At 71.1% G+C, this 26,349-nt stretch carries 27 protein-coding genes; 10 read left to right on the top strand and 17 right to left on the bottom strand.

What is annotated here, in order from left to right:
• From AB0A97_RS34200 to AB0A97_RS34175, 6 genes are all read right to left on the bottom strand, one after another.
• Positions 1-93, bottom strand: a 93-nt coding sequence (locus AB0A97_RS34200; protein WP_351219746.1) for a biotin carboxylase N-terminal domain-containing protein, incomplete at its 3' end; no start/stop codon positions are given.
• Between the two features lie 77 nt (positions 94-170).
• Positions 171-413: an acyl-CoA carboxylase subunit epsilon gene (locus AB0A97_RS34195; protein ID WP_361157464.1), complete on the bottom strand. Its 243-nt coding sequence runs from the start codon at positions 411-413 to the stop codon at positions 171-173.
• Positions 414-436: 23 nt separating this feature from the next.
• Positions 437-1,984, bottom strand: a complete 1,548-nt coding sequence (locus AB0A97_RS34190; protein WP_361157461.1) for an acyl-CoA carboxylase subunit beta — start codon at positions 1,982-1,984, stop codon at positions 437-439.
• Positions 1,985-2,160: 176 nt separating this feature from the next.
• Positions 2,161-2,424, bottom strand: a complete 264-nt coding sequence (locus AB0A97_RS34185) for an acyl carrier protein (RefSeq protein WP_361157458.1) — start codon at positions 2,422-2,424, stop codon at positions 2,161-2,163.
• Positions 2,425-2,518: 94 nt separating this feature from the next.
• Positions 2,519-3,799 (bottom strand): beta-ketoacyl synthase N-terminal-like domain-containing protein, encoded by a 1,281-nt coding sequence (locus AB0A97_RS34180; RefSeq protein ID WP_361157455.1) that lies wholly within the window; start codon positions 3,797-3,799, stop codon positions 2,519-2,521.
• Positions 3,796-5,067, bottom strand: a complete 1,272-nt coding sequence (locus AB0A97_RS34175; protein ID WP_361157452.1) for a beta-ketoacyl-[acyl-carrier-protein] synthase family protein — start codon at positions 5,065-5,067, stop codon at positions 3,796-3,798. Before AB0A97_RS34175 ends, AB0A97_RS34180 begins: the two co-directional genes overlap by 4 nt.
• A gap of 312 nt (positions 5,068-5,379) precedes the next feature.
• Between AB0A97_RS34175 and AB0A97_RS34170 the strand changes: the two genes are divergently transcribed.
• The 6 genes from AB0A97_RS34170 (at position 5,380) to AB0A97_RS34145 (ending at position 11,208) form a co-directional block, all read left to right on the top strand.
• Positions 5,380-6,948 carry a bifunctional 3-(3-hydroxy-phenyl)propionate/3-hydroxycinnamic acid hydroxylase gene (locus AB0A97_RS34170; protein ID WP_361157449.1) on the top strand — a complete coding sequence of 523 codons (1,569 nt, stop codon included), beginning with the start codon at positions 5,380-5,382 and terminating at the stop codon, positions 6,946-6,948.
• A gap of 89 nt (positions 6,949-7,037) precedes the next feature.
• Positions 7,038-7,658 carry a flavodoxin family protein gene (locus AB0A97_RS34165; protein ID WP_361157446.1) on the top strand — a complete coding sequence of 207 codons (621 nt, stop codon included), beginning with the start codon at positions 7,038-7,040 and terminating at the stop codon, positions 7,656-7,658.
• The gene (locus AB0A97_RS34160; protein ID WP_361157443.1) at positions 7,655-8,623 is read left to right on the top strand and encodes an MBL fold metallo-hydrolase; all 969 of its coding nucleotides are present in this window, start codon (positions 7,655-7,657) and stop codon (positions 8,621-8,623) included. Before AB0A97_RS34165 ends, AB0A97_RS34160 begins: the two co-directional genes overlap by 4 nt.
• Before the next feature lie 41 nt (positions 8,624-8,664).
• A complete protein-coding gene (locus AB0A97_RS34155) occupies positions 8,665-9,642 on the top strand; it encodes a fumarylacetoacetate hydrolase family protein (protein WP_361157441.1) in 978 nt (325 codons plus the stop codon).
• Positions 9,639-10,199, top strand: a complete 561-nt coding sequence (locus AB0A97_RS34150; protein WP_361157438.1) for an ester cyclase — start codon at positions 9,639-9,641, stop codon at positions 10,197-10,199. The genes AB0A97_RS34155 and AB0A97_RS34150 overlap by 4 nt, the downstream gene beginning before the upstream one ends.
• On the top strand, positions 10,186-11,208 hold the full coding sequence (locus AB0A97_RS34145) for an amidohydrolase family protein (protein WP_361157435.1): 1,023 nt from the start codon (positions 10,186-10,188) through the stop codon (positions 11,206-11,208). Before AB0A97_RS34150 ends, AB0A97_RS34145 begins: the two co-directional genes overlap by 14 nt.
• Positions 11,209-11,296: 88 nt before the next feature.
• On the opposite strand, the gene AB0A97_RS34140 is transcribed toward AB0A97_RS34145, so the two are convergent.
• Positions 11,297-11,893 carry a helix-turn-helix transcriptional regulator gene (locus tag AB0A97_RS34140; RefSeq protein WP_361157432.1) on the bottom strand — a complete coding sequence of 199 codons (597 nt, stop codon included), beginning with the start codon at positions 11,891-11,893 and terminating at the stop codon, positions 11,297-11,299.
• A 662-nt stretch (positions 11,894-12,555) separates the two neighbouring features.
• Here AB0A97_RS34140 and AB0A97_RS34135 point away from each other — a divergent pair.
• The 4 genes from AB0A97_RS34135 (at position 12,556) to AB0A97_RS34120 (ending at position 17,071) form a co-directional block, all read left to right on the top strand.
• Complete coding sequence (locus tag AB0A97_RS34135; protein WP_361157430.1) at positions 12,556-13,497, top strand: LysR family transcriptional regulator; 942 nt, start codon at positions 12,556-12,558, stop codon at positions 13,495-13,497.
• A 216-nt stretch (positions 13,498-13,713) separates the two neighbouring features.
• Positions 13,714-15,201 (top strand): FAD-dependent monooxygenase, encoded by a 1,488-nt coding sequence (locus AB0A97_RS34130; RefSeq protein ID WP_361157427.1) that lies wholly within the window; start codon positions 13,714-13,716, stop codon positions 15,199-15,201.
• A 98-nt stretch (positions 15,202-15,299) separates the two neighbouring features.
• Complete coding sequence (locus tag AB0A97_RS34125) at positions 15,300-16,496, top strand: MFS transporter (RefSeq protein ID WP_361157424.1); 1,197 nt, start codon at positions 15,300-15,302, stop codon at positions 16,494-16,496.
• 35 nt (positions 16,497-16,531) lie between these two features.
• Positions 16,532-17,071 carry a cupin domain-containing protein gene (locus AB0A97_RS34120; RefSeq protein ID WP_361157422.1) on the top strand — a complete coding sequence of 180 codons (540 nt, stop codon included), beginning with the start codon at positions 16,532-16,534 and terminating at the stop codon, positions 17,069-17,071.
• 206 nt (positions 17,072-17,277) lie between these two features.
• On the opposite strand, the gene AB0A97_RS34115 is transcribed toward AB0A97_RS34120, so the two are convergent.
• The 10 genes from AB0A97_RS34115 to AB0A97_RS34070 form a co-directional block, all read right to left on the bottom strand.
• The gene (locus tag AB0A97_RS34115) at positions 17,278-17,601 is read right to left on the bottom strand and encodes an SCO5918 family protein (RefSeq protein ID WP_361157419.1); all 324 of its coding nucleotides are present in this window, start codon (positions 17,599-17,601) and stop codon (positions 17,278-17,280) included.
• Positions 17,602-17,667: 66 nt separating this feature from the next.
• Positions 17,668-17,976 carry a CBS domain-containing protein gene (locus tag AB0A97_RS34110; RefSeq protein ID WP_361157416.1) on the bottom strand — a complete coding sequence of 103 codons (309 nt, stop codon included), beginning with the start codon at positions 17,974-17,976 and terminating at the stop codon, positions 17,668-17,670.
• 49 nt (positions 17,977-18,025) lie between these two features.
• Positions 18,026-19,444 (bottom strand): DEAD/DEAH box helicase, encoded by a 1,419-nt coding sequence (locus AB0A97_RS34105; RefSeq protein WP_361157413.1) that lies wholly within the window; start codon positions 19,442-19,444, stop codon positions 18,026-18,028.
• A 373-nt stretch (positions 19,445-19,817) separates the two neighbouring features.
• Positions 19,818-20,021 (bottom strand): cold-shock protein, encoded by a 204-nt coding sequence (locus AB0A97_RS34100; RefSeq protein ID WP_028810498.1) that lies wholly within the window; start codon positions 20,019-20,021, stop codon positions 19,818-19,820.
• Positions 20,022-20,423: 402 nt separating this feature from the next.
• Complete coding sequence (locus tag AB0A97_RS34095) at positions 20,424-20,795, bottom strand: MerR family transcriptional regulator (protein ID WP_361157410.1); 372 nt, start codon at positions 20,793-20,795, stop codon at positions 20,424-20,426.
• Between the two features lie 637 nt (positions 20,796-21,432).
• A complete protein-coding gene (locus AB0A97_RS34090) occupies positions 21,433-22,305 on the bottom strand; it encodes an urease accessory protein UreD (RefSeq protein ID WP_361157407.1) in 873 nt (290 codons plus the stop codon).
• Positions 22,302-22,997 carry an urease accessory protein UreG gene (gene ureG / locus AB0A97_RS34085; protein WP_361157405.1) on the bottom strand — a complete coding sequence of 232 codons (696 nt, stop codon included), beginning with the start codon at positions 22,995-22,997 and terminating at the stop codon, positions 22,302-22,304. The genes AB0A97_RS34090 and ureG overlap by 4 nt, the downstream gene beginning before the upstream one ends.
• A 29-nt stretch (positions 22,998-23,026) precedes the next feature.
• Positions 23,027-23,701, bottom strand: a complete 675-nt coding sequence (locus AB0A97_RS34080) for an urease accessory UreF family protein (protein ID WP_361157402.1) — start codon at positions 23,699-23,701, stop codon at positions 23,027-23,029.
• 123 nt (positions 23,702-23,824) lie between these two features.
• Positions 23,825-25,987 (bottom strand): urease subunit alpha, encoded by a 2,163-nt coding sequence (locus tag AB0A97_RS34075; RefSeq protein ID WP_361157399.1) that lies wholly within the window; start codon positions 25,985-25,987, stop codon positions 23,825-23,827.
• The gene (locus AB0A97_RS34070; RefSeq protein ID WP_361157484.1) at positions 25,987-26,313 is read right to left on the bottom strand and encodes an urease subunit beta; all 327 of its coding nucleotides are present in this window, start codon (positions 26,311-26,313) and stop codon (positions 25,987-25,989) included. Before AB0A97_RS34070 ends, AB0A97_RS34075 begins: the two co-directional genes overlap by 1 nt.
• Positions 26,314-26,349 lie beyond the last annotated feature (36 nt).

The raw sequence follows: 26,349 nt of genomic DNA, 5'->3' as shown, positions 1-26,349 counted from the left end.
GTAGACGGCCACACTCCCGATTCCGGCGTCCCGGCACGCCCGGGCAACGCGGACAGCGATTTCGCCTCGGTTGGCGATGAGCACCTTGCGCACGACGTGGACAGCCTTTCTGGGCCGGAGGAGGGGAGGCGGGAGCGTTCGGGAGCGGGAGCGTACGGCGCCGTGAGCGGTCAGCGCTGCCAGCTCGTCGGGGAGCGGTACGCAGGGCCGAGCTGCCCGGCACCCCACGCTGGGGTGGCCGGTGACGAAGGGGCGGATCGCGACAGTGTGTCGTGGTGGTCGCGCCCACGGGCGAGCAGGAGGGCGGTCAGTACGGCGATCTCGTCGCCGTCGGGGCTGCCGCGCACGATGCGGAACAGGCTCTCCGTACGCGGCAGGTGCTCCTCGGCGGTATCGGCGGCGTCGACGGTCACGGGTGCGCTCCTCGGGAAAGACGTCACTGGGGCTGGTTGCCGTGCTTGCGGTTCGGCAGCCCGGTGTGCTTGCCCCGCAGCATGGCCAGCGAGCTGATGAGGACGCGCCGGGTGTCGGCGGGGTCGATCACGTCGTCGACCAGGCCGCGTTCGGCCGCGTAGTACGGGTGCATCAGCTCGGACTTGTACTCCTTGACCATCTGGGCACGCGTCGCGTCGGGGTCGTCCGCCTCCGCGATCTGTTTGCGGAAGATGACGTTGGCGGCGCCTTCCGCACCCATCACCGCGATCTCGTTCGTCGGCCAGGCCAGCGAGATGTCCGCGCCGATGGAGCGCGAGTCCATGACGATGTACGCGCCGCCGTACGCCTTGCGCAGCACCACCGAGATCCGCGGCACGGTGGCGTTGCAGTACGCGTACAGCAGCTTGGCGCCGTGCCGGATGATGCCGCCGTGCTCCTGATCCACGCCGGGCAGGAAACCGGGCACGTCCACCAGGGTGACCAGCGGAATGTTGAAGGAGTCGCAGAACTGGACGAAGCGCGCGCCCTTCTCGCTGGAGTGGATGTCCAGGACTCCGGCCATGGCGCGGGGCTGGTTGGCCACCACGCCCACGACCTGGCCGTCGAGCCGGGCCAGCGCACACACGATGTTCTGCGCCCAGGTGGCGCTGATCTCGAAGTAGTCGCCGCCGTCCACGATCTCGGCGACGACCTCCCGCACGTCGTACGGCTGGTTCCCCTCGGCCGGCACCAGGTCGCGCAGGATCTCGGTGGTGCGGCCGGCGTCGTCGGCGCAGGGCTCGGGCGGGGGGAGTTCCCGGTTGTTCTGCGGGAGCATCGAGAGCAGGTAGCGGACCTCCTCGATGCAGGTCTCCTCGTCGTCGTACGCGAAGTGGGCCACACCGGAGGTCCGGGCGTGGACGTCCGCGCCGCCCAGGGCGTTCTGGGTGATCTCCTCGCCGGTCACCGCCTTGACCACGTCCGGGCCCGTGATGAACATCTGCGAGGTGTCCCGGACCATGAAGACGAAGTCGGTGAGCGCCGGTGAGTAGGCGGCCCCGCCCGCGCACGGCCCCAGCATCACCGAGATCTGCGGGATGACCCCGGACGCCTGGGTGTTGCGCTGGAAGATGCCGCCGTAGCCGGCCAGGGCGGTGACGCCCTCCTGGATGCGGGCCCCGGCGCCGTCGTTGAGGGACACCAGCGGCGCTCCCGCGGCGATGGCCCGGTCCATCAGCTTGTGGATCTTTTCGGCGTGCGCTTCGCCGAGCGCGCCACCGAAGATCCGGAAGTCATGGGCGTACACGAACACGGTCCGGCCGAACACCGTGCCCCAGCCGGTGATCACACCGTCGGTGTACGGCTTCTTGTGCTCCAGGCCGAAACCGGTGGCCCGGTGGCGGCGCAACTGCTCCACCTCCTGGAAGGAACCGTCGTCCAGGAGGAGTTCGATCCGTTCCCTGGCCGTCAGTCTTCCCTTGGCGTGCTGACGCTCGGTGGCGCGCGGATCCGGGCCGTCGACCGCGGCCCGGCGTTTGTCCCTGAGCTCGCTGAGAGATTCCTGCATCATGCGTTGTCCCCGTCCGTGTGAACCAGAAGTGGGCCCGAAGGTGCTCCGTTGGTGGTGGGCGAGCGGCGGGCCGGTGCCGCGGCGACGCGCCTGGGCCGGTGCGTCGCCGCGGCGTCCGGCCGCGGTGGTGCCGGACGTACGAGGTGGGCCGGGTGGGGCGCCGGCCCGTCCGGCGCTTACGCGGCGGCGGTGACCCGGGCCAACTGGCCGTTGACGTAGTCGACGAGGGACTGCGGAGTGGTCAGCTCGTCCATCGGGGCTTCGTCCGCCGCCACACCGAGTTCCTGCTCGATACGGGAGAGGGTTTCCAGCAGGGCGATGGAGTCGTAGCCCAGGTCCTCGAAGGTGATCGCGGCGACATCGCCGTCGAGGTCACCGGTCTCGGGCTCGCCGGCGCAGTCGCGCAGGATCGTACGGAGTCCGCCGAGGGTGAAGGTCATGTCTGGGTCCTTTCGGTGAGGAGCTTGGAGGGAGGTGTGGAGCCGTTCGGCCGGTACGGGCCGGGGGAGGCAGGCGCCGGCCGGTGCGGGCCGGTCAGGAAACCCGCGAGACGACCGCGGCGGAGTTGAAGCCGCCGTCTCCGCGGGCGAGCACCAGCACGTGGTCCAGCGCAGCCGGACGCGGGCCGCCGAGTACCAGGTCCAGGCCCAGCTCCTCGGCGAGGCCGCCGGTGCCGACCGCCGGCGGGATCTCTCCGTCGCGGATGGCCAGCAGAGCGCTGACGACATCGGTCGCGGCACCGGCGCCGTACATGCGACCGGTCATGGTCTTGGGCAGGGACACCGGCACCCCCCGCGGGCCGAACAGGTCGACGATGGCGGCGGCCTCGGCCCGGTCGGCGCCGGCCTCGGCCGCGCCGTCGGCGAAGACCGCGCCGATGTCGTGCGGGGCCAGGCCGGCGTCGTCCAGGGCGATCCGGGCGGCCCTGGCCAGCGTCGGCGGCTGTCCGGTCGCCGGATGCGGGTCGAAGGTGGACCCGTAGCCGGTGATGGCGCCGTAGAGGTTCCGTGCGCCGCGTTCCCGGGCGGCACCGAGGGATTCCACGATCATCATGGCGCTGCCCTCACCGGGCACATGGCCGCACGCGGAGCGGTCGAACGGGGCGTACGCGGTGGCCGGGTCGGCACCGGTGCTCAGATTTCCGGCGGTCATGGCGGCGGTCAGGCCGTACGGGCAGACCGGGGCGTCGGCGCCGCCGGCGACCACGAAGCGCTGCCCGGCACGCAGCCGCCGCCGGGCCTGGGCGAGGGCGTCGATGCCGCCGACCTGCCCGGTGACGACCACGCCGCTGGGGCCCTTGAGCTGGTGACGGATGGAGACCTGGCCGGTGTTGACGCCGTAGAACCAGGCGTAGGACATGTACGCGGTGACGTAGCGGGGGCCCTTGCTCCACAGGCTCTGCAGTTCCCGCTGGATGAACTCCACCCCGCCCACGGCGTTGGCGGTGACCACCGAACCGGCGAACTCCTCGAAGGCGGCCGGGTCCAGGTCCGCGTCGCGCAGGGCCCACTCGGTGGTGGCCAGGGACAACTGGGTGGCGCGGTCCGTGGCCGGGATGAGCCGGCTGGGGATGTGCTCCCTTGCTTCGAAGCCGCTGATCTCACCGGCGACCCGGACCGGATAGGAGGAGGCGTCGAAGCGGGTGATGGGGCCGAGCCCGCTGACGCCCTTGCGGGTCGCGGTCCAGAAGTCCTCGGTGCCCAGGCCGTTGGGGGCCGCCACCGAGACGCCGGTGACGACCGGCAGCTCGTCGTCGGACACCGCGCGGCGCCCGGTGGCCGACGGTCCGTACGCTGCCCGGAGTTCCGTGTTCATCGGTTGGCGCCTTCCTTGACGAGTACGGCCGCGCTCTGGAAACCGCCGAAGCCGCTGCCGACGCTCAGGGCCACGTCGACCCGCTTCTCGCGTGCCTCCAAGGGCACGTAGTCCAGGTCGCAGTCCGGGTCGGGCGTGTGCAGGTTGGCCGTGGGCGGGATGACGCCGTGCTCGATGGCCAGGGCGCAGGCCGCCAGCTCGATCGAGCCGATCGCGCCCAGGGAGTGGCCGATCACGGACTTGATGGAGCTGACCGGAGTCGTGCGCGCGGCGTCGCCCAGGCTGCGCTTGTACGCGGCCGTCTCGTGCCGGTCGTTCTGCTTGGTGCCCGAGCCGTGAGCGTTGATGTAGTCGATGGCCTCCGGGGCGACCCGCGCGGTGGCCAGCGCGGAGTCGATCGCGGCGGACATCTCCCGGCCGTCCGGGCGCAGCGCCGTCATGTGGTGGGCGTTGCACCGGGCGGCGAACGCCGCCACCTCGGCGATGACGTGGGCGCCGCGGGCGTGGGCGTGCTCGGCGGTCTCCAGGACGAAGACCGCGGCGCCCTCGCCGAGCACGAACCCGTCGCGGTCGCGGTCGAAGGGCCGCGAGGCGTGGCCGGGGTCCGCGTTGTTGGGCGAGGTGGCCTTGATCGCGTCGAAGCAGGCCACGGTGATGGGCGTGATGGGGGCGTCGGTGGCCCCGGCGATCACGACGTCTGCGCTGCCTTCCCGCAGGATGTCGCAGGCGTACCCGACGGAGTCCAGCCCCGAGGTGCAGCCCGCGGAGATCATGGCGGCCGGGCCCTGGGCGCCGGTGAGCCAGGCGATCTCGCGGACCAGCGAGCTGGGGGTGTTGTAGTCCGCCAGGTACGGGCCGGCCTTGCCCGGCGTCAGCTCCCAGGAGGCGCCGTCCCCGCTGATGTCGCGGTAGGCGCGGTCGAGTTCGCGTACCGAGCCCACGGCACTGCCCAGTGCCACGCCCATCCGGGCCGCGACCCGGTCGGTGACCTCCAGGCCGGACTGCTCCAGGGCCTCCCGCGCGGCCACGTGGGCGAATTGGGAGGAGCGGCTCATGCGCTGTGCCTGCTCCTCGGTGAACCCGTTCTCCTCGGGCCGGAAGTCGCACTCGGCCGCGATGCGTGAGCGAAAGCCGGTGGCGTCGAATGCGGTGATGTTCCGGGTGGCGCTCCGCCCGCTCGTCAAGGTTTCCCAGAAATTCTTGACACCGATTCCACGCGGGGCCACCACGCCGATTCCGGTGATCACTACGCGCCTTGGCGGCAGCATGCTCGAATCCCCCTAAGCCTTACCGTCTTGAATTGCGGATGTCTGCTCGTGTTCCTGAATGCTGACGGTGTTCCGGTGGCGGCTGGAAGGGTCCGGGGGCCCAACGGAAAAAAGTTGCCACCCGGCATGGATTCCGTGTGCCCGGCCGTGCCCGGCTCCGTTCCCCTGTCCCGCCGTACCCCTGTGACGTGGTGTTTCGGTGCCCCGGGGGGTTCTTTGGGTCCTGAGGCCCTGTCTCGTTCCGGGTGCAGCTGGAAGGCTGTGTGAAAGACGGGCCATTTCGTGCTGCATTCGAGGAGGCAAGGGGACACGGTGGAAATCTGTGACGTGGCCGTGGTCGGTTACGGCCCGGTGGCGCAAGTGCTGAGCGCCCTGCTGGGGCAATCCGGGTACAACGTCGCCGCCTTTGAGAAACAGCCGGGCATCGCCTGCTCGCCGCGTGCCATCCATATCGACGACGAGATCATGCGGCTCATGGAGAAGATCGGTGCGGGTGCGGAGATCCGCGAAGGCGCCGTGTGCTGGGACACGTACGACACCAGGACCGCGGCATTCGGCGGTGAACTCCTGCGCCATTTCGACTGGAGCGGCATCGGCCGGCACGGCTGGCGCGAGCACTGGAGCTTCTACCAGCCCCGTCTCGAAGCCGCCGTCGACCGCCGGGTGCGGGACTGCTCCTCGGCCACGGTCCACTTCGGCACCGAGGCCGTGGCGCTGGAGCAGGACGCGGACGGTGTGACGCTGACCGTGGCCGACTCCGCCACCGGTGAACGCCGCACCGTACGGGCCCGCCACCTGGTCGGAGCCGACGGTGCGGACGGCTTCGTCCGCGAGGCGCTCGGCATCGCCGTCACCCGCGGCAGCGGCGGGCCCCGCCGGCTCGTCCTGGACGTGGAGGAGAGGCACCCGATGTCCTTCGCGTTCGAGAACGGGCACTTCCTGGACCCCGAGCGGCCCGGCTGCCTCTTCCGCCTGGGCGCCGCACACCGCCGCTTCGAGTTCCAGCTCTTCGACCACGAAGCCGCCGAGGACTTCACCGAGGAGCGGGCCTGGGAACTGCTCTCCCCGTGGGGCGGCCCGGACGACTTCACGCTGCTGCGCCGGCCGGTGATCACCTTCCGCGAGCTGATGGCGGAGACCTGGCAGGCCGGCCGCTGCTTCCTGGCCGGTGACGCGGCCCACGCCATGTGGCCGTTCGCGGGGCAGGGCATGTGCTCGGGCATGCGCGACGCCGCGGCGCTGGCCTGGCGGCTGGACCTGCTGTACCGCGGTGCCGCCGACGCCTCGGTCCTCGACACCTACACGGCCGACCGCAAGGACGACGTACAGAGCTGCACGGACCAGGCGCGGCAGGTGGGCGAGCCGTGCATCGTCCTCGACCCGGAGCAGATCGAGCGCCGCAACGCCACGATGCGGGCCCAGCTCGCCGATCCCGCGCTGCGCCCGGCCCCCGCCCAGCGGCCCGGCCCCCGGGCGTTCGCCCGTGGCGGCGACCCTGCGGCGGGCAGGCCCGGCATCCAGGCGGACGTCCGGGCCGGTAGCCGCCAGGGGATGTTCGACGAGGTCGTCGGGCACGGATTCGTCCTGCTCACCAGCTCCGCCGAGGCCGTCGCCGCCGTCTCCTCCCTGGCACCGGAGTTGCGCGCCGTGCTGGACGCGGCCGGCGTGACCGTCGCCCATGTGGGCCCCGAGGGGTCCCCGGCCCCGCTCACGGACGTCACGGGGGCGTACGGCGACTGGCTGGCAGAACTCGGCGCCGACTGCGTACTGATCCGCCCGGACTTCGCCGTGTACGGCTCCGCCACCGGAGGCCCCGGCAGCCGGGAGCTGCTGACGGACTTCGCCGGTTCCCTGACCGCCCGGCGCCTCGCCCAGGCGTGAGGCGGTCCAGCAGGCCCTCGACGGCCCGGCCCGCGCCGTCCGCCGGTCCGCACACCACCGCCGGCCCACCCACGACCAAGGAAACCGTCATGCCGCACACACCGGAAACCACTGTCAGCATCGCCCACCACTCACGGCAGGGCCACACGGCCGTCCTGGCCGCGGCCGTGGCCGACGGCGCGCTGGAGGCCGGGGCGCAGGCCCATCTGATCGCGGTCGACCGTATCGACGAGGACGGCTGGCGCCTGCTGGACGCCTCCGACGCGATCGTCTTCGGCTGCCCCACCTACATGGGCAACGTCTCCTCGGAGTTCCAGGCCTTCGCCGAAGCCACCTCACGCCGCTGGCTGGACGGAGTGTGGCAGGACAAGATCGCGGCGGGCTTCACCAACTCGGGCTGCCTGAGCGGCGACAAGCTCCAGGTGCTGCAGGCACTGACGATCCTGGCCGCCCAGCACGGGATGCACTGGGTCAACCTCGGCCTCAAGCCGGGCTTCAGCGCCAGCACCGACAGCATGGACACCCCCAACCGCCTGGGCCTCTTCCTCGGCGCCGGCGCGCAGTCGCCCGCCGACCTGGGGGACGAGGGGCTGCACAAGTCCGACCTGGAAACCTGTCGGCTGCTCGGCGTGCGGGTGGCCGCGGTGAGCGCGGCCCTCACCGCCGGTACGCGGCTGTCGGCCGACGGCGTACGGGCGGGGGCGGCATGAGCGTCGAAGCCTTCGACTCCACGGCGCCGTCCTGCTGCGCGACGACGGACGAGCCGCGGGACACGGCCGAGCTGGGGCGGCTGTCCCCGGTGGCCGACCACGTCTACGCCTTCACCCAGCCGGACTGGGGCTGGGGCCTCAACAACAGCGGAGTGGTCGCCACCGACGAGGGCGTCCTGCTGGTCGACACCTGCTTCACCGAGCGGCGGACCGCGAGACTGCGTGAGGAGACCGCCCGGGTCAGCGACGCGCCGGTGCGGTACGTGGTCAACACCCACCACCACGGGGACCACACCTTCGGCAACCACCAGTTCCCCGAGGCCGCCGTCATAGGCCACCCGTACTGCCGGGAAAAGATCATCAGCGAGGGGCTGGCCGTGGTCCCGTACTTCGACACCGTGGAGTGGGGCGACATCAGCGTCCGCCCGCCGACGGTGCTGTGCGAGGACCGCCTGACGCTCTCGCTCGGCGGCCTCACGGCCGAGGTCGTCCCGGTCGCCCCGGCCCACACGCTGGGCGACGTGGTGGTGTGGCTCCCCGGGCCGCGGGTGCTCTTCGTCGGGGACATCATCTTCAACGGCTGTACGCCGGTGATCACCGACGGGTCCCTGTCCGGCATCCGCACCGCGTTGCAGACCCTGCGCGCGCTGCGGCCCGAGGTGGTGGTCCCCGGCCACGGCCCGCTCGCGGGCCCCGAGGTCTTCGACGCCGCCGACGAGTACTTCGACTTCGTCGAGGACGCCGCCCGTAAGGGGCGCGCTCGCGGACTGAACCCGCTGGAAGCGGCCCGGGCGGTGGACCTGGGCGCGTACGCCGCCTGGAACGACAGCGAGCGCCTGGTGGCCAACATCGCGCGGACGTACTCGGAGATGGACGGCGAGCCGGTCGGAACGCCGCTCCAGCGCAAGGAGATCGCGCCGATGATGACGGCCTTCGCGGGCCGGCCGCTGCGCTGCCGGGCCTGACGGCGCACTTTCGCACACAACTCTCGTACGAGGAGAACGGCATGAAGATCGGACGCGTCCTGCGGGACGGCGTGGACGGGCCGGTGCCCCGGCTGGTGTCGGTGCACCCGGAGACCCGGACGGTGCTCGACCTGGCCGCCGAGGAGCGGCGCAGGCTCGTCGAAGCCGGTGCCTCGGCGCGCCGGGCGGCGCGGCTGGCCGCGGCGCAGTTCCCCGGCAGCCTGACCGAGGCGCTGGAGACCGGGCCCGCTTTCACCGAGGCCGTCGGCCGGGTGCTGGCGGACGCCGACCCGGCCGTCGGCCTCCCCATGGCGCAGGTGCACTGGCTGCCGCCGGTGGACCCGCCGGTGCTGCGGGACTTCAACGCCTTCAAGAACCACGAGGCCACCGCGCCCGACGTGTGGTTCGAGGTCCCGCTCTTCTTCAAGATCAACCCGTCGACGCTGGTCGGACCCGGCGACGAGGTGGTCTGGCCGGCCGGCTGCGAGCACCTGGACTACGAGCTCGAACTGGGCCTCGTCATCGGCCGCCCGGCCCGTGACCTGACGCCCGGGACGGCCCGCGGAGCCCTGTTCGGCGTGACCGTCTTCAACGACTTCAGCGCCCGGAACCTGCTGCGGTACGAGATGGAAGGACGGCTCGGCCCCGCCAAGGGCAAGGACTTCTCCACCGCGGTGGGCCCGTGGGTGGTCACCACCGACGAACTCGACCTGACGGACCTGACGATGACCGCTCACGTCAACGGTGAGGAGTGGTCCCGCGGTAACAGCGGCTCGCTGGTGTGGAGCATCGAGGAGATCCTCAGCTACGCCTCCCGCTCGGAGCCACTGGTCCCCGGGGAGGTCATCGGCACCGGCACGGTGGCGGGCGGCAGCGGCTGGGAGCTGGGGCGCAAGCTGCAGCCCGGCGACACCGTACGCCTGGAGATCGCCGGAGCGGGCTGGCTGGAGAACACCGTCGGCAAGCCCGACCCCGTGCGCTGGCGGCCGACCCCGCGCAAGAAGGCGGCGGCCGGATGACGGCCACCGGCGCGGTCCGGGACACGGGCGGGACGACAGCCGCGGGCCGGACGGAGACCCAGGGCGGGACACCGGCCGCGGACGGCCTTGCAGACACCGGGAAGAAGACGAAGGACGGACAGGACATGACGGAAACCGCGGCCATCGCCCGCAAACTGTTCACCGCTCTCCAGGACGCCGACGTACCGGTGATCCACGAGCTGATCGCCGAGGACCTGGTCGACCACAGCCCGATGTTCGGCCGCAACGCGTTCGAGCGGGAGAACCTCAAGGAGTCGGCGGTCCGCTTCAAGACCGCGTTCCCCGACGTCCGAATCCACACCGAGCACGTGCTCGCGGACGGGGACAAGGTCCTGGTCCACGAGATCGTGACCGGCACCAACACCGGCCCGTTCGGCGAGCAGCCGCCCACCGGGCGCACGATGCGGGTACAGGCCGCCCACATCCTGCGGATCGCCGGCGGCCGGGTCGTCGAGCACTGGTCCGTACGGGAGTTGGAGACCATGCGCGCCGCACTGGGCATCGGCGAGGACGGTACCCCGCATGGCGGCCGGTGACGGGCAGGACGGAGGCCGTTCCGGGCAGGCTCCCGCCGGGCCCGGCCACGGGCGGCACGGTGCCGGCTGGATCGATGTCCACGCCCACCTGGTGCCGCCCTCCTTCGACCGCGCCTGGCACGCGGCCCCGCCGGCCCACCGGGACGGCATGCCCGCCCTGCCGAAGTGGTCCCTCGACACGGCGCTGGCGGACATGGACCGTACGGGCGTAAGCGCCGCGGCCGTCGGTGTCCCCTCGCCGGGAGTGAACTTCGGCGACCCCCGGGGCGCCGCTGACCTGGCCCGCCGCATCAACGACGAGAGCGCCGAGATCGTCGCCGGCTCCGGAGGGCGGCTCGGTCTGCTGGCCTGCCTGCCGCTCACCGACCCGGACGCGGCGCCGGCGGAGATCGCGGCCACGGCGGACCGGCCGGAGGTCCACGGGTACGTCCTGTTCACCAACAACGGCGGCCGCTACCCCGGCGATCCCGTGTTCCGGCCCGTCCTCGCCGAACTCGACCGCCGGAACGCCACCGTGCTGCTGCACCCGACCTCGGCGCCCACCGTGGAGGTGCCGGGCGTACGCCGGCCGCCGAGCGCTCTGCTGGAATTCCCCTTCGACACCACCCGGGCCGTCATCGACCTGGTGCTGTCGGGCGCACTGGCCGAGTTCCCCGGAATCCGGTGGATCGTGCCCCACGCCGGAGCGACGCTGGGCGTGCTCGCGGACCGGGTGGACGCCCTGGCCGCGGCCATGCTCCCGGGCACCCGGATCGATGTACTGGGCGCCCTGCGTTCGCTGTACTACGACCTGTCAGGCCCCGCTCTGCCGAGGCAGTTGGAGACGCTGCTGCGCATCGCCGATCCGCTGCGCCTGCTGTACGGGACCGACCTGCCGTTCTTTCCACGGGATCTGGTGTACCGGTGGCGCGAGGAGTTGGCCCGTACCGAGGTGCTGGACGAGCGGCAGCGGCGGGCAGCGGCCCGGGACACTGCCGCCTTCCTCTTCCCCGGGCTGGCCGCGGTCTGATCAGGCCGACGGGCCCGAAGCTCCGGACAGATCGCGCGAGCGGCGCCCCGGCACCGGCCGGAGCGCCGCCCGCGGGCTGTTGTCTGTCTCAGGCGGACACCTTGCAACGGCCCCGGTCCGCTTCCCAAGGGACGGCGGGACGGTTCGCACGGTCGCACCGGCCGTCGCCGGCTACGCCCGCCCGCTCGTCCGGCTGCTCGGTACGGGCCAGGCCCAGCCAGATCGCCATGGCCTCGGCGCGGTGGCGGGCACCCAGCTTGGCGAACAGCCGGTTGATGTGGTTCTTGACGGTCTTCTCGCTGATGAACAGTGCCTGCGCGATCTCGGTATTGGTGAAACCGCGCGACAGGCCGTTCATGATGTCCCGTTCCCGGTCGGAAACGCCTTCCCGGCCGGCCCCGGCCGTCGGGTGTTCACCGCCCGGTAAATAGGTGAGCGCGGGAGCGGCCAAGGCCTCCGGCGAGCCCGCGCCTCTGCCCGCGCGCGGGCAGACCAGGACGGTTCCCCAGGTGGAGACCAGGCACGGCACGTGCGCGAGGTCTTTCTTGTGGTCCTCGCGGATGTGCCACAGGACCAGGTCCCGTCCACCGGTACCCGCCGTGGCCCGCGACTGTCCCGAGCACGTTCCCGGTGTCTCCCGGGGCGCCCGGTCGGCAGCCTCGGCGGCGCCGTTCGGCACGACCACGTAGGGGGCGACCGGAGCACCGCAGGAACAGTTCGAGAGGGGCCCGGACGGAAGGTTGACGGATAGGGAATCGCTGCGAGAACTTATGTTGAATTTTCGTCCGGGTTTGCCTGACATGCTTTTGGTCCCCCATCTGGTGAGCTAAGCGTTCCCTGCTTAGAACCCTTCCAAAAAACGTCATCGGCCGGCAGTGCCCGCAAGGAATGGCGCAGGGCCGGCCACAGCGTCGAAAACATTACCGTGTTCTTCGGTCCGGGCAACTGTGGTGAGACGGAGATCACCCGTCTCGCCATCTCAGCGTAAATACGGCGCCAACGGCCTGGTGGACATGGTTCGGCTTTATCTGTCTTTTGCTTTTCCGTGGTGATTGCGTAGGCGCAAATCGGACGAGGTGGCGGGCGGAGTGCCCCGTTCCGTCCCTCGGCGGGCGATTTTCCATCGGCGAATGGTCGCCTGAGGCGACGTGATCCCACTGCACCGTGCGGTTTGCCGTAACTTTTGAAAGTCATGGGTGAAATTCGACCGGAGGTGCGCGAAAAAGCAGCGTGGGCCGCACGGGGGCAATTCGGGCTCATGCCACGCGCCAAACTACTTTCCTTGTACAGTAAGCCGGGGCAGGGCTTGCCGTCCACATCAATCCTGATAACCGGAGGTTGTGCCAGATGAAATCTGTCGACCTGAACCTCCTCATCGCGCTGGACGCCCTGCTGGAGGAAGGCAGCGTCTCCGGCGCCGCCGAGCGCATGCGCACCTCCACCCCCACCATGAGCCGGACCCTGGCCCGGCTGCGACGGGCCTTCGGCGACCCGCTCCTGGTGCGCGCCGGCCGGCAGATGGTGCCGACGCCGCGTGCCCTCGCCATCCGTGAGCAGGTGCGTTCGCTGGTCGAGCAGGCCACGGGGATGTTCCTGGAGACCGGCGTGCCGGACCTGGGCTCGCTGAAGACCACGTTCACCGTGCAGGCCAACGACATGGTGGTCGGCGCGCTCGCCCAGCCCCTGCTGGGCGCCGTCCACCGGCAGGCGCCCAACGTCACGGTGCGGTTCGTGCCGGAGGACTCCGGTGACAGCACCCCCAAACTGCGGGAGGGCGGCACCGACCTGGTGATCAGCGTGGCCGACTCCGCCTCCGGAGAGGTCAACAGCGAACGGCTCGTCGTCGACCGGGTGCTGGCCCTGGTCCGCGCCGGGCACCCGCTGCTGCGCGGCGAGGTCACCCTGGAGCGGTTCGCCGGGGCCCAGCACATCAGCGTCTCCCGGCGCGGCCGGCTCACCGGGCCCATCGACGACCACCTCGCCGAGCGCGGGCTGCACCGGCAGGTGGTCTCGGTCGTACCGAGCTGGGTGGCCTCCTGGCACATGCTGGCGCAGACCGACCTGGTGGGGCTGGCCACCGAGAAGCTGAGCCGTCAGGCCGTCCGTCTCCTCGACCTGCGCACCGTACGGATTCCGCTGCGGCTCCCGCCCATCGTCATCGCGCAGTCCTGGCACGTCCGGCACCAGGCCGACCCCACGCACACCTGGTTCCGGCACTGCGTCCGCGGTGTCTTCGAGAGCCTGCACGCCGACAGCGGCAGCGGCCTCGACGAGCCCACCCCCGCCTGACTGGCCCGCACCAGCCCATTGCTCCCGAAGGCAACGCTGCCTTATCGGAATTGCATTTTGTGATGCCTGGTGCCGCGGATACCGTGGGATCGATACTGATGAATTGGCGACTCCGCCGTAGGGCCTGAGAATGAAAACCCCCGGGCGGCAGCCGCATTCCGGACATCCGGAATTCCCGCGCGTGTTTTATATACAGATAGGCGGCTGGTGCTGGTCATGCAGCGCAACGATTACGACGTCCTCATCGCCGGCGGTGGCCCGGTCGGGCTGATGCTCGCCGGTGAGCTGCGGATGTACGGGGTGTCCACGCTGGTCGTGGAGCGCCTCGCGCCCGGGGCCAACGAGCCGAGGACCCTGACGATCCACGCCCGGACCCTCGAAATCATGGACCGCCGCGATCTGCTCACCGATTTCCTGGCGGCCGAAAAGGACACGGCAAATCTGGACGAGTACCGCCGCCGCCTGGCGAACACTTCGGCGCGCGGGCATTTCGCCGGAATGTTCGTACTGGGCCGCGGTACCGTCACCGCAGAACAGCCCCAGGAACTGGCGCTGACCCGCGAAGCCACCGAGGCCGTGCTGACCCGCCGTGCGACCGGGACCGGAGCCGTCGTCCGGCACGGCGCCGAGGTCACGGGGCTCGACCAGGCCGCCGACGGGGTGGCCGTCACGGTGCGGGACGAGCAGGGCAGCAGCGTGATCCGGGCGGGCTACGTGGTCGGCTGCGACGGTGGACGCAGCACCGTACGCAAGCTCGCCGGCATCGGCTTCCCGGGCACCGAACCGCAGTTGGTCAACTGGATGGGCCTGGGCACGATCACCGACGTGGACCGCCTTCCCATGGGCTGGCAGCGGCGCGAGCGCGGCTGGTTCATGCGGATGCCCGACGGCCGCATCTCCACCACCGAGTGGGACCGGCCGGTGCCCGACACGCCGGCCACCGCCCAGGAACTGGTCGAGTCCGTCCACCGGGTCACCGGCGAACGCATCGAGTTCACCGACGTCCGCTTCGTCTCCCGGTTCACCGACAGCACCCGGCTGGCCGCGCAGTACCGGGCCGGGCGCGTCCTGCTCGCCGGAGACGCCGCGCACGTGCACTTCCCCGCGGGCGGCCAGGGAGCCAACCTGGGCCTCCAGGACGCCGTGAACCTGGGCTGGAAGCTCGCCGCCGCCTGCCAGGGCCGCCCCGAACCGCTGGACACCTACGAAGCCGAGCGCCGCCCGGTCGCCGAACGGGTCCTGCAGAACACCCGCGCCCAGGTCGCCCTGATGCGCCCGGGGCCTCAGGTCGACGCGCTGCGCGAGCTGTTCACCGTCCTCATGGGCTTCGACGAGGTCAACAACTACCTGACCGACGCGATCTACGGCACCGACATCCACTACGGCGGCAGTGCCGACCCGCGCGTCGGTACCTTCGTCGCCGACCGGCAGCTCAAGACCGACGCCGGAACGGTACGCCTGGCGGAACTGCTGCGCGGCGGACGCCCGTTGCTGCTGGACCTCACCGGCACCTCCGACGCCGTACGCGCCGCGGAGCCCTGGAGCGACCGCATACGGGCCGTCGCCGCCCTGGACACCGACGCGGAGGCCGCCGTGCTCCTCATCCGTCCCGACGGCTGTCTCGCCTGGGCCGGTGACGCGCCCGTCAGCGACGCGGGCCTGCGCACCGCCCTGACCGAATGGTGCGGCCCCGCCCGCACCTGACCGCCCGTCGGCGACCACGCGGGCCCGGCCCGGCCCGCGCGGCCCCGGCCGGGCCCCCACACCGCCACCCCCCCCGCCCGCTCCACGGAGGAGGACCCGTGCCCCTAGCACTGGCCGCACTCACCCTGGCCGCCTTCGGCATCGGCACCACCGAGTTCGTCGTGATGGGCCTGCTGCCGACCGTCGCGCACGACCTGGACGTCTCCATCCCCGACGCCGGATACCTGGTCTCGGCGTACGCCCTCGGGGTCGTCATCGGCGCCCCGTTGCTCACCCTGGCCGCCCGGCGGCTGCCCGCCAAGACCACGCTGCTGTCGCTGATGGCCCTGTTCACCATCGGCAACATCGCCACCACGCTGGCCCCCAACGAACCGGTCATGCTGGTGACGCGGTTCGTGGCGGGCCTGCCGCACGGGGCCTTCTTCGGGGTGGGCGCCGTGGTCGCCGCGGGCATGGTCACCGCCGACCGCACCGCCAAGGCGGTGTCGATGATGTTCCTCGGCCTCGCGCTGGCCAACATCGCCGGCGTACCGCTCGGCACCTACCTCGGCACCACGCTGGGCTGGCGCTCCGCGTTCGTGGTCGTCGCCGCCATCGGCGTGCTCAGCGTGATCGCCATCGCCCTCATGATTCCCCGGCAGCCGAAGTCCGCCCCCACCTCCGTCCGCGACGAACTCGCCGCGTTCCGCCGAGGCGACGTCTGGCTGGCGCTGGGCACCGTCACCGTCGGCTTCGCCAGCATCTTCACCGTCTACAGCTACGTCGCCCCCCTGCTGACCGAGGCCGGCGGCTTCACCCCCACCTCCGTCAGCTACCTCCTGGTCCTGCTCGGTGTGGGCATGACGGTGGGCAACGTCATCGGCGGCCGCGCCGCCGACCGCGCCCTGGTCCCCAGCCTCTACACGGCCCTGGCGGTCCTGGCCGTCGTCCTGGTGCTGTTCGCACTCGCCGCCCCGCTGAAGATCACCGCGGCCGTCGGGCTCTTCGCGTCCGGTGTCGCCGGATTCAGCCTCGGCCCGATCATGCAGACCTACATCATGAGCAAGGCCCCCGACAGCGCCTCACTGGTCTCCGCGTCCGTCCAGTCCGCGTTCAACATCGCCAACTCCCTCGGCGCCTACCTCGGCGGCCTCGTCATCTCGGCCGGCTTCGGCTACACCGCGCCGGTCTGGCTCGGCGCCCTGCTCGCCGTGGTCGGCCTCGTCCTGGCCGTCGTCGTCACCGCGGCCACCCGGCGCGGACAGGGCCCCGGGACCCTGCCGGTTCCCCAGCCGCAGCTGAACAATCAGAACTGACCGAACGGAGGCAAACAATGACAGAAGCGCCATCCATGTCAGCAGGGTCAGCAGGGGCAGAAACCTCGGCGGCGACCGACGGCCTGATGCTCCACCCGGGCGACGGCGACCGCATCACGATCGGCGGACTCCGGATCGAGGTGAAGGTCTCCGCCAAGGACGCCCGGCTGAACTCGGCGTTCGAGGTCGTCGTCCCCCCGGGCTTCGACGTCGGGGCCCACCGCCACGACCACGGCGAGGAACTCTTCTACGTCCTGGAAGGCGAGCTCGACCTGCTCGCATTCGAACCGGACAGCACCACCGACAACAACTGGCGCGCATGGCGCTCCCGCGACGGCCGCTCCGTACTGCGGGCAGGCCCCGGCAGCATGATCTTCGTACCGCCCGGCTGCCCGCACGCCTTCGCCAACCCGACCGACACCGAAGCCAGAATGCTGTTCCTGTCCTTCCCGGCCGGCCACGAGGACTACCTCCGCGAACTGTCCGCCCTCGTCAACAACCAGTCCGGCCCCGAAGCCATCGTCGCCCTGCGCAAACGCCACGGCATCGAACAGCTCACCACCATCGCAGCCTGACGGCAGCACGCCACCAGTACGGCAGCACGCCACCCGGCAGGCAGCGCCGGCCCACCGGTCCGGGGCTGACCGCCGACCCGGACAACACGAAGGCCCAGCTCGGGGATCGACTCCTGAGCTGGGCCTTTGTCTGTGGGGCGGGTGACGGGAATCGAACCCGCGCTCCGCGCTCGGTCCGCCTTCTCGCCGCTCGCCTGCGCGGAGGGTCAGGCCGACCCGGGTGCGCCGAGCATCGCGGACGCCCTCTGGAGCGGGCTGAGGCCGGGCGCGGCCATCTCCGCCTGGGCGGCTTGGACGGGGGCGGTGTGGCAGGTGAAGCCGAGGCGGGTCATGGCCCGCAGGACTTCGGCGGCGGTGAAGTCGCGGCGGTCCTGGCGGGTGATCACCTGGCCCACCTGTTTGAGGGGGTACTGGCGGCGGCCGATGGTCACGGACTCGCCGGTGACCGGTTCGGGCCGGACGGCCTGCATCGATTGCTGTACCCCGGCCTTGGTCAGGTCGAAGGGGAAGCGGGCGATGACACAGCGCATGAGACCTCGCAGGATGGGGGTGGGAAGGCCGGGCCGGGGGGAGCCGGTTCGACGGGACAGGGGCGCTTACGCGGCCGTGTCGGCCGCCCGGGGCGAAGCGAAGGGGGCGCTGCCACCGGGGATCTCACGAAGGCGGGCCTGGTCGGTGTACGTGGAACCGGCGCGGACGGCGGCGAGTTGGGCCTGGGTGACCACACGGGTTCCCTGACCGTCGTCGTCGCAGACGAGCAGGCGTTCCGTACGGGCGCCGGCCATGACGGACAGGGCCACTTCGACGGTCATGTCGTCCCAGACCCGGGGCCCGGCGGCGTCCGTGGCCGCGGTGTCGGAGGGGGCGGGGGTCGCCGGGTGGGGGCGTAGCTGAACCGTTCTCACAAGGTACCTCCTGCGGAGCTGGGACCGATGCCCTGTTCACGAACGATGTTCACGCCGCCACGTTGCGCACCGGCTGCCGCTGGGCTGCTCGGCGTGTGGCCTGCGCGGTGCGGCTGCGCCGGCCGCGCCGGGCGGCACCGCCGTGTCGGGAGGGCTCGGCCGGGGTGACGAGGGTGACGGGAATTCCGGAGGGGGCCTGGGCACCGGTGATGCGGTGCAGTGCGTCCTCTCCTGAGCGGACCCGGGTGGACTGCGCGGTGATGCCGGCGTCGGTCATCAGGCGGTCCATCGCGCGGCGCTGGTTGGGCAGGACCAGGGTGACGACGCTGCCGGAGGCGCCGGCGCGGGCCGTGCGACCGCCGCGGTGCAGGTAGTCCTTGTGGTCGTTGGGCGGATCGACGTTGACGACGAGGTCGAGGTCCTCGACGTGGATGCCGCGGGCGGCGACGTTCGTGGCCACCAGTACCGTGACATGCCCGGCCTTGAACTGGGCCAGCGTCCGGGTGCGCTGTGGCTGGGTCTTGCCCCCGTGCAGGGCGGCGGCACGGACGCCGCTGCCGAGCAGGTGCCGGGTGAGCTTGTCGACGGCGTGCTTGGTGTCCAGGAACATGATCGACCGGCCTTCGCGGGCGGCGATCTCGGTGACGGCGGCGTGCTTGTCAGCGCCGTGGACGTGCAGCAGGTGGTGTTCCATCGTGGTGACCGCGCCGGCCGTGGGGTCGACGGAGTGGACCACCGGATCGGTGAGGTAGCGCCGGACCAGGAGGTCGACGTTGCGGTCCAGGGTGGCGGAGAACAGCATCCGCTGCCCTTCGGGCCTGACCTGGTCGAGCAGCGCGGTGACCTGCGGCATGAAGCCCATGTCGGCCATCTGGTCGGCCTCGTCCAGCACGGTGATGCCGACCTGGTTCAGCCGGCAGTCCCCGCGCTCGATGAGGTCTTTGAGCCTGCCGGGCGTGGCGACGACGACTTCGGCGCCGTCGCGCAACGCGCCTGCCTGGCGGCCGATCGACATCCCGCCGACGACGGTCGCCAGCCGCAGCCGGACGGAGCGGGCGTAAGGGGTGAGCGCGTCGGTGACCTGCTGCGCGAGTTCCCGGGTGGGGACGAGGACGAGTGCGAGGGGCTGCCGGGGTTCGGCGCGCTGTCCGGCGGTACGGGCCAGCAGCGCGAGGCCGAAGGCCAGCGTCTTGCCGGAACCGGTCCGCCCACGGCCGAGCACGTCACGGCCGGCGAGGGTGTTCGGCAGGGTCGCGCCCTGGATCGGGAACGGCACCCGCATTCCCTGCGAGCTCAGCTCTTCGAGCAGTCGCCGGGGCATGTCGAGATCGGCGAACGCCTGGGCGGCGGGCAGCGCCGGAGTCGTCGTCTTCGGGGGAGCGAACTCGCCGTGTACAGCGGCGGGCCGGCGACCGTGACCGGCTGCGCGGGAGCGGGACGATCGGTCGTTCGTGCGTGTGCGGTTCATACGGAACCTCCTTGGCGCGGCGCGTACCAAGGAATTCCCACAGCAGAAGAGCAACGCAGGGAATCGCGAGAACGAGCCGAAATGGATACAGGAATACAAGTGCGACGCAGGGAAAGAAGCGAGGGACTGTCGCTGGAACACGTCGGGTGGTTCCGGCGGAGACACGCTTCGGCGTCCTGTCTGGTCCTGTGCGTGCCGGGCCCGGGCAGCGGGCTGCCGACCGGGTGACGAGGGCCGATCCGGCGGAACCGCCGGACACCGGCCCGTCGCGGCGCTGTGCCGCGCCGCATCGCCCTCTGACGACGAGAGGGCTGCGGGTAACGAGCAGGGGCCCGCACCCCGAAGTGCGGGCCCCTGCTCGTACGGTGCGCGATCAGGCGGGAACGATGTTCTCGGCCGTCGGGCCCTTCTGGCCCTGCGCGATGTCGAAGTTCACCTTCTGGCCTTCGAGCAGCTCGCGGAAACCCTGGGCGGCGATGTTCGAGTAGTGGGCGAACACGTCAGCGCCGCCACCGTCCTGCTCGATGAAGCCGAAACCCTTTTCCGCGTTGAACCACTTCACGGTGCCAGATGCCATGTCAATTCTCCTTCGGGGCAGTGCCCGGTATCCGCACTGTGCCGATACCGTGTCGCTGCGATGATTGCCCCATTCGGAAAAAGACCGAGAATAACGAGAGGGCTCCGCACGGCTGATGCGCCGGTGAAGAGCACTCGAAGTTTTTGGGAACCACAACTGCAACTGAGATCGACAGTACCACGCCGATGACGGAAACAGATAGTGGGAAATTCCATCAGTTGCGCCGCGGGAAATGTTTTCACGGCGCCCCGTCTGTATTTCTCATTCCGCGGGCACAGGTATGGTGCGAACCCGGCCGAAAGGCCGGTGCGGAGCATCGGGGGCCGCCGGGGTCCGGCCGGGCGGTCCGGCCGGCCGGCGGGTGCCGGGGCGAGGCCGGCCCTGGAGCGGCCGGGGCGGGAGTCAGCCGCCGTCCGTGCGGCGGGCCTCGCCGGCGGGGTGGCGCAGTTGTTCGTTGATGCGCTGCGCCTCTTCGAGCTGGTCTTCGAGGATGATGATGCGGCAGGCGGCCTCTATCGGGGTGCCCTGGTCGACGAGCTCGCGGGCGCGGGCGGCGATGCGTAGCTGGTAGCGGGAGTAGCGGCGGTGGCCGCCCTCGGAGCGCAGCGGGGTGATCAGGCGGTGTTCGCCGAGGGCGCGCAGGAAGGCCGGGGTGGTGTCGAGCATCGCCGCGGCGCGGCCCATGGTGTACGCGGGGTAGTCGTCGTCGTCGAGAGGGCCGGCGGGGCTGAGGGATTTTTCTTCTGTCACTTTCACCTCTTGTGTTTCACACATCGAGGGGCCCTGGTGCCGTACGGCACCAGGGCCCCGAGGGGACTTCAACACCATCTGCCGGCCGACTGTGGGCCGGCTTTGTGTATCCGCATCCCACTGCCCGGAAAGGGGCGTGGGGCGTGCGGGGATCGCGGATGCGTGACCGGGGACCACCTGTCCTTTCGGGGCCTGCGGTACCCGGGCGGATCCTTCCTCGCCCGGGCGATCCTGATGGCGTCTGCCTCCTTTTTCTTCCTGCTGGTCACCTTGCCGGTACTGCGGACCGTGCGGTTCGGTCACGACCCCTGGGGGCCGTCGGCCCGGCAGTCAGCGGCGGAACCCTTGTACGCACTTCCGGCCCCGCCACTCCACTGCCGAGCCGCACTGCTGGCACGGCCTGCGCGGCGGTTCGCCTCTGCCGCGCCGTTCTTCGACTTCTGGCTACGTGTCCAACCATAACGCCGAGACCCCGCAATGTCTACTGTGGCCGCTATAGGTTTCCGGGCGCTGACGCATCAGGATCCTGGGAGCCGCCGGCATCGCAAAGGTAGGGGAGGCAGGTCCTTCCCACCCGGGCGCCCCGCCGACGGACCCGGTCTCGCGCCGTGCTCAGCCGGCCGGACCTGCCGACGGCGGACCACCGGCTGTTCTGTCATGTCTACGGCCTGGCGGAGCCGGCGGCGAGGGCGTGTTCCTGTGCCTCGTCGAGCAGGTCCCGCAGCCTTGACGTGGTGGGGGCGACGGCGGTGGCGAGGAGGGCCGGGCCGTCGGCCGGCGGGGCGAGGACGGCGCACCCGTTCTTGGTGCCTTCGCCGAGGAGGACGGGGGCTTGTCGGGTGTCGAGGCGTGGGTCCACGACCAGGAGCTGGCCGACGGCGCGGTGCCCGTTCAGGACGGCCGGGCCGTCCCAGCCGGGTTCCGGGGCCCCGTACGCCGTGTGCTGGTCGAGGAGTGGGCGCCCGGCGCGGTGGACCAGGAGCCGGCTGACGAGATGGCCCGGTTCCTCGTCGGCCCGGCCCAGGAGCAGCTCCTCCCGCAGGACCAGTCGTGCGGTGGCGGCGAGTGCGACCGTGCACGTCTGGCGCAGGTTGCTGCCGGCGGCGCTGATCAGGGGCTTGGGCAGCCAGCGCAGCCGGGCGTGTTCTCCGGCGGTGAGGCGGACGTCGTAGGTGGCCGCGTCGGTGGTGGGGCCGCGCAGGGCGAGCGTGGCGGCCGCCGTGGTGACCTCCAGCTCGGCCCGGTCCTCGGCGGTGATGTCGAGGGTGAGCCGGTCGCCGCCGAGCGGGGCGCTCATCGCCCCGAGGATGCCCACCGTGGCGGCGTTTCCGGCGGTGTGCATGCTCCGCAGGTGGAAGGGGCCGTCGCTGTGCAATTGCGGGAGGGTGGTGACGCGTCCGTTGTGCGCGGCACGGATCCGGGCCGTGGCGCGTACGCCGTGCGGGTGTCCGGCGGGCTCCTGGGCACCGGCCGGGGGGACGTCAGGGGCGGACGCTGCCCGCCGCTCGGGAGCGAGTTGAGCGGGCGGGGTCATACGGCTGCCTCGGCGCGCCACTGCGCGAGGTGGCCGGTGACCCAGTCGGCGACCTCACGGATGCCGTCGTCGGAGGTGAGGCTGGTGAAGACGACGGGCAGGTCCCCGCGCTGTCGCCGCGCGTCGACAGCCATGGTGTCCAGGTCGGCGCCGACGTACGGGGCGAGGTCGGTCTTGTTGACGATGAGGAGGTCGGCGGTGGTGATGCCGGGGCCGCCCTTGCGGGGGATGTCGTCACCGCTGGCCACATCGATGACGAAGATCTGCACGTCGACCAGGCCCCTGGAGAAGGTGGCGGTCAGGTTGTCGCCACCGGACTCGACGAGCACGAGATCGAGGGGCCGGTGGGTCTCTTCCAACTGCTCGACGGCTTCCAGGTTCGCGGAGATGTCGTCGCGGATCGCGGTGTGCGGGCAGGCGCCGGTCTCGACGGCGGTGATGCGCTCGGCCGGCAGGACGGCTTCGCGGCGCAGGTACTCGGCGTCCTCGCGCGTATAGATGTCGTTGGTGACGGCGGCGATCTGCCACTGGTCGCGCAGGGTGCGGCAGAGCGCGGCGACGGTGGCCGTCTTGCCGGAGCCGACCGGGCCGCCCAGCCCGACCCGGAGGGCGCGGCGGCTGCCGTCGGGGCGGAGCGGCTCGGCGCTGTGCGTGTGCCGCCGGGGAAAGATCTCAGCGTGGTCGAGGTGCATGTCGACTCCGGTCTGCGGGGGGATTCGGGTCAGGAGGCGAAGAGGCGGACGGTCCAGGCGGCGTGCTGCTCTCCGGTGATGTCCGACAGGGGGGCGGAGGCCGACGGGAGGGCGTCGAGCCCCTCGGTCACCGCGCGGTGCGCGGCGTCGGCCGCGGCCTGGGCGACGGCATCGGTCTCGGGGCCGAGACGGGCCAGCAGCCCGGAGGCGCTGAGCGGGTCGAGGCTCAGCAGGCGCACGGCCGCGGTGGCCGGCCCGCTGATGTTCTCGTACGCGGCGGCCTGGGCGGCGTCCACCGGGGCGAGGCCGGCGGCGCGGGCGGCGAGACCCAGAACGATGGGCTGGTGGGCGCCCCGGGGACGCGCGACGGCCAGTGCTTCGAGAGCGGCCGAGGGGAAGGTGGCGCGGGCCGCGCGCATCATCTGCCGGCCGAGCCTGCGGGCGACGGCACGCAGCGCGGGGGCGGGGGTGCGCGCGTCGGCGGCGGCGTCGAGCAACAACGGGTCATGTCCGGCGGCGGCCGCGGCGGCCAGTCCGGCCGTCGTCAGACCGGTCGTGTGCAGACGCCCACGGCAGAACGCCTCCAGGCCGGCGGTGTCGTGTACGGATCCATGGGCGACCGCGGCCTCGACGCCGCCGGAGTGGGCGTGCCCACCGGCGGGGAAGCGGCCGTCGGCCAGGAGGAGCAGGGCTGCGCGGCTCATCGGCGAGCGGCCGCCTTTCACAGGGACACGGGACGGGTGATGGTGAGGCGGTCCTGGCGGGCGTACCGGGCTGGACCGGAGCCCGACCGGAGCAGTGGCGCCACCGGTCGGACGGAGGCCGGATCAGAACAGGAAGTACCGCTGCGCCATGGGAACCTGGTCGACGTAGGAGCGCGGGACGATCGCACCGTTGAGCATGGTGGGGGAGTCCCCCGTCGTCTCGCCGCCGAGGTTGACCTCGAAGCTGTTGTGGTCCACGTCGAGTTGCCGCGGCAGCACGCCGTTCAGCCTCATGTGACCCTTCGTGAGACCCCGGGTGTCCTTGATGTCGACGAACACCTTGTTGAGTGCGAGGCCCTTCTGTGTCGTCTGGTACTCGCCCCTTTGCCCGGTGGTCTCGTAACGGGTGTTCAACGCGTCGGCCACGCCCGGGGCGGCGAAGTTCACCGAGTTGCGCCCCGGGGCGCGCCCGGTGGAGCCCCAGACCGGCCGTGGCTGGTAGGGCTGCGGTGTCGTGATCGAGGCGTTGGCGTCGCCGTTCTGCGCGTAGGCGAGCTGGCCGCCCTTGAGGACCGCGTGCATCTTGACGCCGAAGAACTTCGGCTCCCACAGCACCAGGTCCGCCCGCTTCTCCGGACCCGCTTCCACCGAACCGACATAGTCGTCGATACCGTGCGTGATCGCCGGGTTGATCGTGTACTTGGCGACGTACCGGCGTACCCGGTAGTTGTCGTTCGGCTCCGTCGTGGCGGCCCGGTGCTTGTGCTTCGTGTCGCGGGTCGGGTTCGCCGAGATGTTCGCGTACGCCAGGTCCTGCGGCAGCGTGCCGTAACGGGACTTCATCACGTGCGCGGTCTGCCACGTCCGCATGATCATCTCGCCGATGCGCCCCATCGCCTGGGCGTCCGAGGACATCATCGAGATGGCCCCCATGTCGTGGAGAAGGTCCTCCGCCGCCATGGTGGACGGGCGGATGCGGGAATCCGCGTAGGCCAGGTCCGCCGGCAGGTCCGGGTTGAGGTGGTGCGCGACGACCAGCATGTCGATGTGCTCCTTGACGGTGTTGACCGTCAGGGGCCGGGTGGGGTTGGTCGAGGCGGGCAGCACCCGCGGGTTCTTGACCAGCTCGATCATGTCCGGGGCATGGCCCCCGCCGGCGCCTTCGACATGGAAGACATGGATGGTCTGGTGGTGGAAAGCTTTTTCGGTGTCCTCCAGGAAGCCGGACTCATTCATCGAGTCGGCGTGCAGGGCGACCTGGACCCCGAGGTCCTTGCAGGCATCCAGAGCACTCTTGATCACGGCGGGTGTGGCGCCCCAGTCCTCGTGCACCTTGAAGCCGATGGCGCCGGCGCGCACCTGCTCCTCCAGGGCCTGCTTGCTCATCGTGCTGCCCTTGCCGAGCAGACCGATGTTGACCGGGTAGTCGTCCAGGGCCTCGAAGAGCTTGGTCAGGTGCCACGCGCCCGGGTTCACGGTGGTGGCGGTGCTGCCCGCGGCGGGGCCTGTGCCTCCGCCGATGAGCGTGGTCACGCCGGAGGCCAGGGCCTCGTGGACCTCCTCGGGGCAGACGAAGTGCACGTGGGTGTCGACAGCGCCCGCGGTGAGGATCTTGCCGTTGCCGGAGATGACCTCGGTGCTCGGGCCGACCACGAAGTTCTCCGGCGTCGGCGGCGTCGGTTCCGGGGGCATGGGCGTCACCGGCGTCGTCGGTGGGGGCTTCGGCGGGGCCTCGATCTTCGCGATTCGCCGCGGCTTCTCGAAATGCGTGATCGGATCCATGGTCTCGGGGTTGTACGCCTTGCCGATGGCCTGGATCCTGCCGTCCCTGATGCCGATGTCGGCCTTGACCACACCCCACCAGTCGATGATCAGTGCCCCCGTGATGACGGTGTCCACGGGATTCTTCTTCGCGTCGTCGTACTGGTCCCTTGCGATGTGGGACATGCCCATCGACTCGCGGATCACCTTCCCGCCGCCGAAGAGCATCTCGTTGCCGCTGTACTTCGGACCGCCGCTCCAGTCGGCTTCGATCTCGACGACGAGGTCGGTGTCGGCGAGGCGGACCCGGTCCTTGGTGGTGGGCCCGTAGCGAGCGGTGTAGTCCGCCCGCGTCAGCAGGTTGTTCGTCCTCGTCGGCTTTCTCTGCGTCGGCGGCACCGGCAGGTTCGGCGGTCCCGCCGAACTGGGCTGCTTCCCTGCCGGGGCCGTCGCTGACCCCGGTGCGCCCTGCGGAGCCACCTTCATGGCGGTGTTCTCGGCCGTCCGCTCCGGTGCGTCCGCCATCAGGCGGTCCCCTCGCGCAGTCCCAGAATCGCCTTGGTGTCGGTCTTGGCCCGGCCCCCGAACGTGACCAGCTCGACGCAGCACTCGTCGCCCGGTTCGAACCGTACGGACGAGCCCGCGGAGATGTTGAGGCGCCGCCCCATCGCGTCGGCGCAGTTCGTGAGCTCCACCTGCGTGCCCTGAGCGGTGATCACCTTGAGGCCGGGGTTGATCTCGGCGAAGTGGTAGTGGGAGCCGACCTGGATGGGGCGGTCTGAGGTGTTCTTGACCTTGATCGTCTTCAGGTCGTCCTGCAGGTTGCCCTGGGTGAGGGGCTTGCCCTGCACGTTCTCGTTGAACGCGATCGCTTCGTGCCACACCGC

Origin of the sequence: Streptomyces sp. NPDC045470, assembly GCF_040646595.1 — a bacterium.
Lineage (GTDB): Bacteria > Actinomycetota > Actinomycetes > Streptomycetales > Streptomycetaceae > Streptomyces.
This window is presented reverse-complemented; position numbering and strand designations above follow the sequence as displayed.

What these genes read in the sequence shown, in the direction of transcription:
- AB0A97_RS34130 (WP_361157427.1), top strand. Translation starts at nt 13,714, where the DNA reads ATGCAGCGCAACGATTACGACGTCCTCATCGCCGGCGGTGGCCCGGTC.
- AB0A97_RS34135 (WP_361157430.1), top strand. Translation starts at nt 12,556, where the DNA reads ATGAAATCTGTCGACCTGAACCTCCTCATCGCGCTGGACGCCCTGCTG.
- AB0A97_RS34165 (WP_361157446.1), top strand. Translation starts at nt 7,038, where the DNA reads ATGCCGCACACACCGGAAACCACTGTCAGCATCGCCCACCACTCACGG.
- ureG (WP_361157405.1), bottom strand. Translation starts at nt 22,997, where the DNA reads ATGCACCTCGACCACGCTGAGATCTTTCCCCGGCGGCACACGCACAGC.
- AB0A97_RS34175 (WP_361157452.1), bottom strand. Translation starts at nt 5,067, where the DNA reads ATGCTGCCGCCAAGGCGCGTAGTGATCACCGGAATCGGCGTGGTGGCC.
- AB0A97_RS34145 (WP_361157435.1), top strand. Translation starts at nt 10,186, where the DNA reads ATGGCGGCCGGTGACGGGCAGGACGGAGGCCGTTCCGGGCAGGCTCCC.
- AB0A97_RS34185 (WP_361157458.1), bottom strand. Translation starts at nt 2,424, where the DNA reads ATGACCTTCACCCTCGGCGGACTCCGTACGATCCTGCGCGACTGCGCC.
- AB0A97_RS34155 (WP_361157441.1), top strand. Translation starts at nt 8,665, where the DNA reads ATGAAGATCGGACGCGTCCTGCGGGACGGCGTGGACGGGCCGGTGCCC.
- AB0A97_RS34100 (WP_028810498.1), bottom strand. Translation starts at nt 20,021, where the DNA reads ATGGCATCTGGCACCGTGAAGTGGTTCAACGCGGAAAAGGGTTTCGGC.
- AB0A97_RS34075 (WP_361157399.1), bottom strand. Translation starts at nt 25,987, where the DNA reads ATGGCGGACGCACCGGAGCGGACGGCCGAGAACACCGCCATGAAGGTG.
- AB0A97_RS34150 (WP_361157438.1), top strand. Translation starts at nt 9,639, where the DNA reads ATGACGGCCACCGGCGCGGTCCGGGACACGGGCGGGACGACAGCCGCG.
- AB0A97_RS34160 (WP_361157443.1), top strand. Translation starts at nt 7,655, where the DNA reads ATGAGCGTCGAAGCCTTCGACTCCACGGCGCCGTCCTGCTGCGCGACG.
- AB0A97_RS34115 (WP_361157419.1), bottom strand. Translation starts at nt 17,601, where the DNA reads ATGCGCTGTGTCATCGCCCGCTTCCCCTTCGACCTGACCAAGGCCGGG.
- AB0A97_RS34095 (WP_361157410.1), bottom strand. Translation starts at nt 20,795, where the DNA reads ATGTGTGAAACACAAGAGGTGAAAGTGACAGAAGAAAAATCCCTCAGC.
- AB0A97_RS34105 (WP_361157413.1), bottom strand. Translation starts at nt 19,444, where the DNA reads ATGAACCGCACACGCACGAACGACCGATCGTCCCGCTCCCGCGCAGCC.
- AB0A97_RS34090 (WP_361157407.1), bottom strand. Translation starts at nt 22,305, where the DNA reads ATGACCCCGCCCGCTCAACTCGCTCCCGAGCGGCGGGCAGCGTCCGCC.
- AB0A97_RS34190 (WP_361157461.1), bottom strand. Translation starts at nt 1,984, where the DNA reads ATGATGCAGGAATCTCTCAGCGAGCTCAGGGACAAACGCCGGGCCGCG.
- AB0A97_RS34080 (WP_361157402.1), bottom strand. Translation starts at nt 23,701, where the DNA reads ATGAGCCGCGCAGCCCTGCTCCTCCTGGCCGACGGCCGCTTCCCCGCC.
- AB0A97_RS34120 (WP_361157422.1), top strand. Translation starts at nt 16,532, where the DNA reads ATGTCAGCAGGGTCAGCAGGGGCAGAAACCTCGGCGGCGACCGACGGC.
- AB0A97_RS34180 (WP_361157455.1), bottom strand. Translation starts at nt 3,799, where the DNA reads ATGAACACGGAACTCCGGGCAGCGTACGGACCGTCGGCCACCGGGCGC.